The sequence below is a fragment of the Pyrobaculum sp. genome (assembly GCF_049971835.1).
In the GTDB taxonomy this organism is placed as follows: Archaea; Thermoproteota; Thermoprotei; order Thermoproteales; family Thermoproteaceae; genus Pyrobaculum.
In genome coordinates this window covers 1-3,038 of record NZ_JBMFKV010000205.1, presented here as the reverse complement: position 1 = coordinate 3,038, position 3,038 = coordinate 1, and the positions used below count along the sequence as shown (strand labels likewise).

General features: G+C 46.9%; 3 protein-coding genes. All 3 read right to left on the bottom strand.

Annotation, left to right across the window (positions count from 1 at the left end; genetic code table 11):
- Positions 1-433 precede the first annotated feature (433 nt).
- Entirely contained in the window at positions 434-883 is a 450-nt protein-coding gene (locus ACP5J3_RS12395) for a sugar phosphate nucleotidyltransferase (RefSeq protein ID WP_428495974.1), read from the bottom strand.
- A gap of 26 nt (positions 884-909) precedes the next feature.
- On the bottom strand, positions 910-2,193 hold the full coding sequence (locus tag ACP5J3_RS12390) for a protoporphyrinogen/coproporphyrinogen oxidase (protein WP_428495973.1): 1,284 nt from the start codon (positions 2,191-2,193) through the stop codon (positions 910-912).
- 159 nt (positions 2,194-2,352) lie between these two features.
- Positions 2,353-2,688 (bottom strand): hypothetical protein, encoded by a 336-nt coding sequence (locus ACP5J3_RS12385; protein WP_428495972.1) that lies wholly within the window; start codon positions 2,686-2,688, stop codon positions 2,353-2,355.
- Positions 2,689-3,038: the final 350 nt, after the last annotated feature.

Here is a 3,038-nt window from a genome sequence, read left to right as displayed (position 1 = left end):
GACCTCCTGTATATATATTAGCCGGCGCTAAGATATATACTACCATCAAGTGCACCTAAACTGAAATGCATTTAACGACTAATCAATATTGTTTAGTTTGAATAATTATTTATTTTTATTTACATATTAGCTCGGAATAGATCCTTAAGGGGTTCCTGTTATCTCGACCAAATCATACTTAACAACCAAATATCCAAAGGCCAGATTGAGCCAATTTCTAAACAAGTCTCTTTTTTAAACTCTCAGAGAAAAAACTTCAAAAAACAATATACATGTTTTCAGTTGGTCTTGCATATCATTTATGGCGTATAGGTTTAAAATGGACTTCAGATATTTAGATTAAATATTCTGATAAAAAACAGTTTAGTTATTGAGTTCAGATTCCATGATTTAATTATTACCATATTTAATTATTAAAGATTATTATGATAGCTTAATACAGAAGCTTGTCGTCGAGATACTCCTCGTAGAGATCCGAGAAGGGTGCTTCCAACCACCTTACCGCGTCTGCCCTGGCGTCGAGAAAGCGTCTCGCATACTGCGTCACTCCTCCTTGGAGGAGGTTGTCCTCCAGGTAGACAAGGAATGGGCCGTCCACGCGGCCCTCCGCCAGCGACACCGCGTGGGCCAGGCCAAGTGGCTTCTCCTGCACGAGGTAATATACCGACAATCTGAAGCGAGTTCCGTTCCCCACATACTCCGCAATCTGGTCACGGTTGTGGAGACACACCACAACAAAGACCTCTCTTATACTAGCCTCAGCGATTTGCGAAAACCCATCCAACACTGACTTGTTAGTGAGTGGTACTAGGTGTTTAGTGAACGAAAGCGACGTCGGCCTTAGGCGTGTTGCGTAACCGCTGGCAAGAGCTATCGCGTACATGTCTTAATTGCATTTTGTTATACTTTTCACTTTAACGTCTCTGCCTTCTCGTATATTCTGTCTGTGTTCCAGTATTGCCAGTTGCCCCAGCGGCCGAACGTGGCTATCCCTATATTCGTTAGGTATTGTTCAATCGTCGCGACGTCCCTGCCGTGTGTGAGGATGTAGATGGGGTAGCCGTACCTATGGAACCAAGCCTTAACGATCTCTACGGCCCTTTCCTCAACTACGCCGAGATCGGAAAGGCCCCTTAAGACATCGGCCTTAACCCTCTCCAGATCCACCGATGTGTTGGAAGGCACAGTAACCTCCGCTATTAGGGCCGAACGGCCGGATGGGACATCCTCCCCGTAGTTCGAGATCCAGGCATAGCGGTGGAAGACGTAGCGCCTATCCGGCACATACACCCAGTGGTGGGGAGGAGCCGCCTGCCTAAGCCCGACGCCCACCACCACGACCGAGTTGTAGTCCAGCCTAGACGCAGCCTCAAACACCTCAGAGGGAGGCTCTGGCGCAAGCATATGGACAAAGTCCCTCAAGGGGAGCGTATTGACTATCCTATCCGCCTTAAGCCATCCGTTGACGATAAACTCAGATCTAGCCCTTCTCACCTCCATAACCTCCTCCTTAACGAACTTCACGCCGAGAGAAGCCGCCCTCTCGTATGCGGTACGCCACTGTTGGTATATCCCTCCCCTCTTTGGATAGTAGAAAGTGGACTGCTCGGCGTAACCAACCGTGGGGAGCCCCGCCACGGCCTTCACTATATCCTCAAGCGAAGGCAACGGGAGGCGGCCTGGTATATAGACCCAGTCGGCTGACATCTTGTCAAGAGGCCCCTTCCATATCTTCTCATTGTAGGGAATTAAGTAATCCCTAGCAACCTCCTCCCCAAAAGTGCCGAGGATCCACTGGAGGAAATTCGCCGGCCTCTCGCCCCTGTTGTTCATGAGGGCCCTTATGAGGGAGATGCCGTACCTCGCCCTCTTCTCAGGAGGCAGTACGTACATCCCGTTCTCGAAGGGATAAGGCACAAAGAAGCCGTCCAGGAGGACGTAGGCCGACCTACTGCGGGAAACCCACTCACTCCCAATAGAGATTATGCCCTTAACCACCTCACGCCTCCTACTAAAAACCACGTGGCTACCCCCCACGTCGAAAAGATAGGAACCCACCCTAGCCGATGCAAGAAGGCCGCCGTCGAAAGCCCTATCGACACAGACAACATCGGCGGCCGGATAGAGAGATCTCAGACTGATAGAAGAAACAAGACCCGACCACCCACAACCTAGTATAGCGATTCGCGTCACAGCCCAAATCCCACGTCCTTCACGAATAGTTCCGCCTCCTCAACGATATAGCGACGGAAGCTCTCAAACTCCTTTATATGGGCATCATAGTTCTCAACGAAGTTAATTACTCTGTCGACTAGCTCCCTGAGCTAACTTTATTGCAGATATCGTAACAATCTATCTTATACTTATGCGGAACTGGATAGTCCTCATAATAATACAGCCCCCGTGGTTATTCACGAGAGGCACATTCCACATGGCAACAGCCTCACGGGGCGGTCTATCTCTGCCCAGATGCCAACCTATGTCTATGAATACCTTAGTCCTTGACAATATATTCGTCATCTTTTCCTTACCTACATTATACAGCTCGTACACCTTGAATCTGTCTCTCATTAGCTTAGCCAACTTATATCCTACGGTGTTTGACTTCCGCTTATTCCATGCTATCACGTTTTCCTTCTTAGCTAGTAAATTAACATCCAGAGTAGATTTAACGAACTCTTCTTCCAAAGGCTAATGTAATAATATAATATCCCTCCAGGAAACTCCATATCTTCTTAGAAATTCCACAACATATTTTGACTAGGCCAAATAGAGATCAACGTTACCAGGTAATTTAACTAATCTATTGGGTAGAGGAACATAATAGATCGGCGTCCTAAAATCGATCCATGAATGTTCGCCTCCAAGAGCTAATATACTTACCTTATACCCTTTATCAAGTAGACCATCAGCTACCTTAAATATAGCTCTGACACCGCCAGCAATACCTGTGTCCCACGCAACAAAAATAATTCTCAAGAAACCTCACACTCCAAATTAATTTGCTAGATTTATATGTATATAAATAATATCTGCTT

What these genes read in the sequence shown, in the direction of transcription:
- ACP5J3_RS12395 (WP_428495974.1), bottom strand. Translation starts at nt 883, where the DNA reads ATGTACGCGATAGCTCTTGCCAGCGGTTACGCAACACGCCTAAGGCCG.